Here is a 6,029-nt window from a genome sequence, read left to right as displayed (position 1 = left end):
TTTCGAACCCTTGGGCGCGGGCGGTGATTTCGCGGGCGAAGCCCAGATCCCAACCGCGGCCGTAGAGCGCCTCGGCGGCTTCTTCCGGGGTGCGCGACCCGCGGATGATGCGGATGAATTCGTCGAGGTTCGCAAGCGCGATCGCCTGGCCTTCCAGGTAGTGGGCGAGCTGGCGCACGCGGTGCAGACGGAAGACCGTGCGGCGGGTGACGACCTCGCGGCGGTGCGCGAGGAAGTACTCGATCATCTGCTTCAGGTTGAGGAGCATCGGCTGGCCGTCGACGAGCGCGACCATGTTGATGCCGAAGCTCTCCTGCATCTGCGTCATCTTGTAGAGGTTGTTCAAGACAACCTCGGGCATCGTGCCCATCTTCAGGTCGATCGCGATGCGGATCTGGCGGGTCGACTCGTCGCGCATCTCGCTGATGCCTTCGAGCTTCTTGTCGCGCCAGAGCTCATGCATGCGCTCGTAGAGCGAGCGCTTGTTGACCATGTAGGGGATCTCGTCGATGACGATGCGGGTGCGGCCGTTGCCGAAATCCTCGAGGTGGGTGCGCGCACGCATGATGACGCGCCCGCGCCCCGTGTGGTAGCCCTGGCGCACGCCCGCCATGCCGAAGATGATGCCGCCCGTCGGGAAGTCCGGCGCGGGCATGCGTTCGATCAGGCTGTCGATCGTGCAGTCGGGGTTGTGCAGACAGTGGAGGCACGCCGCGATCGTTTCTCGCAGATTGTGGGGCGGAATGTTGGTCGCCATGCCGACGGCGATGCCCGAAGACCCGTTGATCAAAAGCTGCGGGAGACGCGTCGGAAGAACGACCGGTTCCTGTTCGGAGTTGTCGAAGTTCGGGACGAAGTCGACCGTGTCCTCGTTGATGTCCGCGAGCATGTGCGCGGCGATCTTCTCCATGCGCACTTCGGTGTAACGCATGGCCGCGGCGTTGTCGCCGTCGATCGAGCCGAAGTTGCCCTGACCTTCGATGAGGGGGTAGCGCAGCGAGAAGTCCTGCGCCATGCGCACGATCGTCTGATAGACCGCGCTGTCGCCGTGCGGGTGGTACTTGCCGAGCACTTCACCCACGACGCGGGCCGACTTCTTCGTAGGCGCGCTGTGCGTGTTGCCGATCTCCTTCATCGCGTAGAGCACGCGGCGGTGAACCGGCTTCAGGCCGTCCCTCACGTCGGGGAGCGCGCGGCCGACGATGACCGACATCGCGTAGTCGAGGTAGGAGCGGCGCATTTCGGATTCGACCGAGACGGGCAGGAGCTCCTGCGCGATCGCGTCGCCCGAAGTGGGCGAGGTGTTCTCGTCGGCCGCGTCGGTCGTCTCCTCGGCGTCTTCGGCGCCGGTCGCGCCGAGGTCCTCGTCGTTCTCGTTGTTGAACTTGTCGTCGTCCATCGAAAATTCCTTTTTCGGGGGCGCGGAGCCCCAGATGACGGGCTGCCGGCGCATTGCCCGGATCATCCCTCATGAAACGTTTCATTGTACCAAAGGGACGGGCGCCGCCCCGAGGCCTGAACACCCTGATCCCGGCGTCTACAATAGCCGCCGACAACTTTTCTTTCGCTCTATCCGGAGGCCATGCGCACCATGCACGCCGACACCATCATTGAGGCCCGTTGGGTCCTGCCGATCGTCCCCCAGGGGGTCGTCCTCGAAGATCACGCGCTCGTCCTTCGGGAAGGCCGCATCGCGCTCGTGGCGCCGACGGCCGAGGTGCGCGCGGACTGGACCGCGGACGACGTCGTTTCGCTCCCGAACGGGCTCGTCATGCCCGGCCTCGTCAACCTGCATTCGCACGCCGCGATGAACCTCGTGCGCGGCTTGGGCGCCGACCTCCCGCTCATGGATTGGCTCACGACCAAGATCTGGCCCGCCGAAGGGAAGCTGATGAGCCCGGAATTCGTCGAGGAAGGGAGCTGGCTCGCGGGGCTTGAAATGGCCTCGGGCGGCGTCACGACGACGTCGGATCACTACTTCTTCCCGGACTCCGCCGCGAAGGGCCTTCGCCGCGCGGGTCTGCGCTGCGCCGTCTCCGCCTTCACGATCGGCTTCCCCTCGGCTTGGGCGAAGACCGACGAGGAGTATCTCGAGCGCGCCCTGGACATTCTGGAGACGTACAAGTCGGGAGGCATGGTCCGCGCGACCGTGGCGCCCCACGCGCCCTACACCGTGTCCGACGCGACGCTCGCGCGCTGCGCGGAGCTCTCCGAAAAGTACGACGCCCCGATTCACATGCACGTGCATGAGACGGCGGGCGAAGTCGCCGACTCGATCCGCGACCACGGCGTGCGTCCGTTGGAGCGCCTGCAGCGCCTCGGGCTCGTGAACGACCGCCTCATCTCGGTGCACAGCGTGCACCTGAACGACGCCGACATCGCGATGCTCGCCGCCGCGGGCGCCTCGACCTGCCACTGCCCGTGCTCGAACCTCAAGCTCGCCTCGGGCTTCTCGCCCATCGCGAAGCTTTTGGCGGCCGGCGTCAACGTCGGGATCGGCACCGACGGCGCCGCGAGCAACGACAAGCTCGACATGCTGGGTGAAACGCGCCTCGCCGCGATGCTCGCCAAGGCGGTCGCGGGCGACACGACCTCGGCGACCGTCCACGAGATGCTCTACGCCGCGACGATGGGCGGCGCGAAGGCCCTTCACTGGGATGCCGAGATCGGGTCGCTCGAGCCCGGGAAGGCCGCCGACGTGATCGCGGTCGACCTCTCCGGCGTCGAAGCACTTCCCGTTCAGGATCCGGCCGCACAGCTTCTCTACGCCGCCGGACGCGAGGCCGTCACGCACACCTGGGTGGCGGGAGAATTGATCGCCACGCAGAAGCAGTCCCGGAGTTTCCGAGGAAACATTTCTGCAGAATCGCTACAATCCGTCGCTCGCAAGTGGCAAAATATGCTTTGAACGGACCGAGATTAGAGGCGCGTCGACCGCGCGCCCCCGTCCCGCTCAGGCAGCGCGCCTTTACGCCACCGAGGATTCACTCTATAGTTAATCCGCGAGGACACAGCGCACCTGAGGGGCAAGGGGGACTGTTCCCCTTTGATTTCCCGCGCGTTCCACAAGGTTTTGGTTGACCTTTCGGCTTTGATCCATTGGCGCACAACACAAAATCGTCCATTCCCTTTTTTCAAGAGGAAAACAATATGAAGACTTCCGCGAAAATTGGTGGCGTTGTTGCCGCCGTCATGCTCGCCGTCTCCGGCGCCGCCTTTGCGGCCGACGCGGTCAATCCCTACGTTCAGGCGAACGGCACGACGCTGAAGAGCGGCTACGGCCTCTGCTGGCGCACCGGCTTCTGGACGCCCGCCCTCGCTGAAGCCATGGGCCGTGACGGCGCGGGCTGCGCCTGCGACGCCGACATCCTCGACGCCGCCGCCTGCAAGGCTCCGGAAGAACCCGCCGCTCCGAAGGCCGCCGAAAAGGTGACCTTCTCGGCCGACATGCTCTTCGACTACAACCGTTCCACGCTCAAGCCCGAAGGCCAGGCCGTCCTTGACGACCTCGTCTCCCGCATCGCCGGCGTCGACCTCGAAGTCGTGCTCTCGACGGGCTACGCGGACCGCATCGGTTCCGACAAGTTCAACGAAAAGCTCTCCGCGCAGCGCGCTGAAAGCGTGAAGGCCTACCTCGTCTCGAAGGGCGTCGACGCGTCCCTCATCCAGACGGAAGGCAAGGGCGAACAGGATCCGGTCGTCAACTGCCCGAATCCCTCGCGCAACGGTCAGATCAAGAACTTCAAGCAGCTCGTTCAGTGCCTCGCGCCGAACCGCCGCGCCGTCGTTGAAGTGATCGGTTCCCGTCCTGCCGAATAATTTCGGCTGCGAGCCGCGCTGAAGGCCGGTCAAGCCTCCCGCGGCAACCACGAAGCCCCCGTCGCGTCCCACCGACCCGCGGGGGCTTTCTTTTATCCGTCGTTGTCCGTCATCGTCCGCCGCCGTCAGGCGTTGTTCGCCTTCCGCCCGTTTCTTTGAGGACCCTGTGCGGATTTGCGGAATTTTGCACTTTTTACCGAACTCCATATTCCTCATGCGCCCCGAGCTCATCCTCTTCGACCTCGACGGCACGCTCGTCGACTCCGCCCCGGACCTCGCCGCGGCGGCGAACGCGCTCCGCACCGCGCGCGGTCTCGATCCGGTCGACCCGGAGGCGCTCCGCCCGGTCGCGAGCCGCGGGAGCGCCGCACTGGTCGACGCCGTCTTGGGCATATCGGACGAAGCCCTCCGGCAGGAGTTCCTCGCGAACTACGCCGCCGGGTGCGCGAACCTCACGCGCCCCTATCCGGGCGTGCGGGCGATGCTCGAAAAACTCCGCGCCGAAGGGTTGACGCTCGCCGTCGTCACCAACAAGCCGGTCGCCCTCGCCGGGCGCGTGCTGGAGGGGTTGGAACTCATGCCGCTTCTCTCGGGCTTCTGGGGGAGCGACTCGCCCGGATCCGCCATGAAGCCCGACCCGGCGGGGATCCGCCTCGCCATGAGGACGCTCGGGACGGACGACGCGCTCTACGTCGGCGACGAACCGACGGACGCGAAGGCCGCGGCCGCGGCGGGCATCCCGGCCGCGCTCGTGCGCTGGGGCTACGCGAAGACGCCTTTGGACGCGGCGCAGGCCCGCATCCTCGCGGGCGATCCGGCGGAACTCGCCGCAGAAATTCTTGCCCTGTGATAGACTGACAAGTCCACACAAGGGGGCGCCTTGGCTTCGACGGGGACGCGGACGCTGTGTGGGGCATGCCGAGGTGCAGTCACCTCGTAAATCCGCTGCAAACCAATAAACGCCAACAACAAGCGTTTCGCTCTCGCCGCTTAATGGCGGGATGCTGCACCGGTTCGGTCCTGGGCCGGGTCAGGCAACTGACGGCAGCATCATTTGACAGGATCTAGGTCGTCCGTTGGCTGTCGCCGGACGTCCGAAACTTAGATAGCTGGCTGCGCACCGGCCCGCCGATCGGCAGGGTGCGCGGTAAGACCCAAATCTTTCGGCTACGCATGTAGAACCAACAGAAAAAGGTTTCCGGACGCGGGTTCAACTCCCGCCGCCTCCACCAAACACCATGAGCCCCGGTGCCGAACGGTACCGGGGCTTTTTCATATCCGCACCGCGTAAAATTCGCGAACGCTTTTTTGTCCGCCGAAAGCCGGACAATCACGCCTTTCTTCCGCATCATGGTTGCCAGATGGAGCCCTAGGTATTACTATCTAGATTGAACATTCGCGCTGGCCGATCTTGCGGCCGCGCGGTCCGGCCGCCCCACGGGGAGGCCGTCTTTTTGCGCGCGGCGCCCGCCCCCGGGACGAGGAGACGTCCCGGCCGACCAGACCCCCACCTGCGGCGCCGCGGTCAAACGGCTTTTGCTCAAAGGAAGAATGCCATGTGTGACACGCGCTTCTTCGTCGGCGAATGGTTGGTCAACGCTTCCGCCAACTCCATCAGCAGAGAAGGCCGCGAGTGCCCTCTGCCGCCCCGCCTGACGGATCTTTTGAAATGCTTCGTGGAGCACCGCGGCTCGGTCGTGAGCCGCGAAATGCTCGTCGAATCGGTTTGGCACCGCGCCTTCGTGACGGACCAGGCCATCAACCAAAGCGTCTTTGAGCTCCGGAAGGCGCTTCGCGACGGCCGACCCGCGAACGACTGCCCGAACTACATCCAGACCATCCCCAAACGCGGCTACCGGCTCGTGGCCGACGTCGAAATCCTCTCGGAAGAGACGTCGCCACCCGCACCCGATCCCGCCTCAGCACCCTCCGCAGTCGCCACGCCCGCCGCAGGCCTCCGGACCGCTCCCGCGGCCGCCGACCTCCCCACCGCCCACACCGACATGCACCCCGGCGACCTCAACCACCGGAACACCTCCGGCGCACCGGCGTCCGCAGCCACCTCAGCCTCTTCGGCATCCGCTGCCGACGACGCGCACGAGAGCGTGGGCTCGCGCCTCGCGAGCTTCGCCCGGGGGCTTTGGCTGAACGAATCCGCGCTCGGCTTCAAGAAGACGCTCTACTGACGCCTGCGGAAGAGCCCGAAGGAG

General features: G+C 65.7%; 5 protein-coding genes and 1 other RNA gene. 5 read left to right on the top strand and 1 reads right to left on the bottom strand.

What is annotated here, in order from left to right:
* The coding region (locus tag HMPREF9440_RS11785; protein ID WP_281047924.1) for a DNA gyrase subunit A at positions 1–1,240 on the bottom strand (1,240 nt) is incomplete at its 3' end.
* 342 nt (positions 1,241–1,582) lie between these two features.
* Here HMPREF9440_RS11785 and HMPREF9440_RS01680 point away from each other — a divergent pair.
* The 5 genes from HMPREF9440_RS01680 to HMPREF9440_RS01665 all read left to right on the top strand — a co-directional run bounded on the left by HMPREF9440_RS01680 (position 1,583) and on the right by HMPREF9440_RS01665 (position 6,005).
* Positions 1,583–2,908: a TRZ/ATZ family hydrolase gene (locus HMPREF9440_RS01680; RefSeq protein ID WP_008540871.1), complete on the top strand. Its 1,326-nt coding sequence runs from the start codon at positions 1,583–1,585 to the stop codon at positions 2,906–2,908.
* 242 nt (positions 2,909–3,150) lie between these two features.
* A complete protein-coding gene (locus tag HMPREF9440_RS01675; RefSeq protein WP_008540867.1) occupies positions 3,151–3,819 on the top strand; it encodes an OmpA family protein in 669 nt (222 codons plus the stop codon).
* 214 nt (positions 3,820–4,033) lie between these two features.
* On the top strand, positions 4,034–4,669 hold the full coding sequence (locus HMPREF9440_RS01670; protein ID WP_008540865.1) for an HAD family hydrolase: 636 nt from the start codon (positions 4,034–4,036) through the stop codon (positions 4,667–4,669).
* Between the two features lie 21 nt (positions 4,670–4,690).
* Positions 4,691–5,051, top strand: a transfer-messenger RNA (tmRNA) gene (gene ssrA / locus HMPREF9440_RS10895).
* Positions 5,052–5,375: 324 nt separating this feature from the next.
* Positions 5,376–6,005 (top strand): winged helix-turn-helix domain-containing protein, encoded by a 630-nt coding sequence (locus HMPREF9440_RS01665; RefSeq protein ID WP_008540863.1) that lies wholly within the window; start codon positions 5,376–5,378, stop codon positions 6,003–6,005.
* The last annotated feature ends 24 nt before the right edge of the window (positions 6,006–6,029 follow it).

The sequence above is a fragment of the Sutterella parvirubra YIT 11816 genome (assembly GCF_000250875.1).
In the GTDB taxonomy this organism is placed as follows: domain Bacteria; phylum Pseudomonadota; class Gammaproteobacteria; order Burkholderiales; family Burkholderiaceae_F; genus Sutterella; species Sutterella parvirubra.
Note: the sequence above shows the minus strand (reverse complement) of the source record. Positions and strands in the feature narration are given on the sequence as shown.

Excerpts from the sequence above, each read along its gene's own strand:
- HMPREF9440_RS01680 (WP_008540871.1), top strand. The coding sequence starts at position 1,583 with ATGCGCACCATGCACGCCGACACCATCATTGAGGCCCGTTGGGTCCTG.
- HMPREF9440_RS01675 (WP_008540867.1), top strand. The coding sequence starts at position 3,151 with ATGAAGACTTCCGCGAAAATTGGTGGCGTTGTTGCCGCCGTCATGCTC.
- HMPREF9440_RS01670 (WP_008540865.1), top strand. The coding sequence starts at position 4,034 with ATGCGCCCCGAGCTCATCCTCTTCGACCTCGACGGCACGCTCGTCGAC.
- HMPREF9440_RS01665 (WP_008540863.1), top strand. The coding sequence starts at position 5,376 with ATGTGTGACACGCGCTTCTTCGTCGGCGAATGGTTGGTCAACGCTTCC.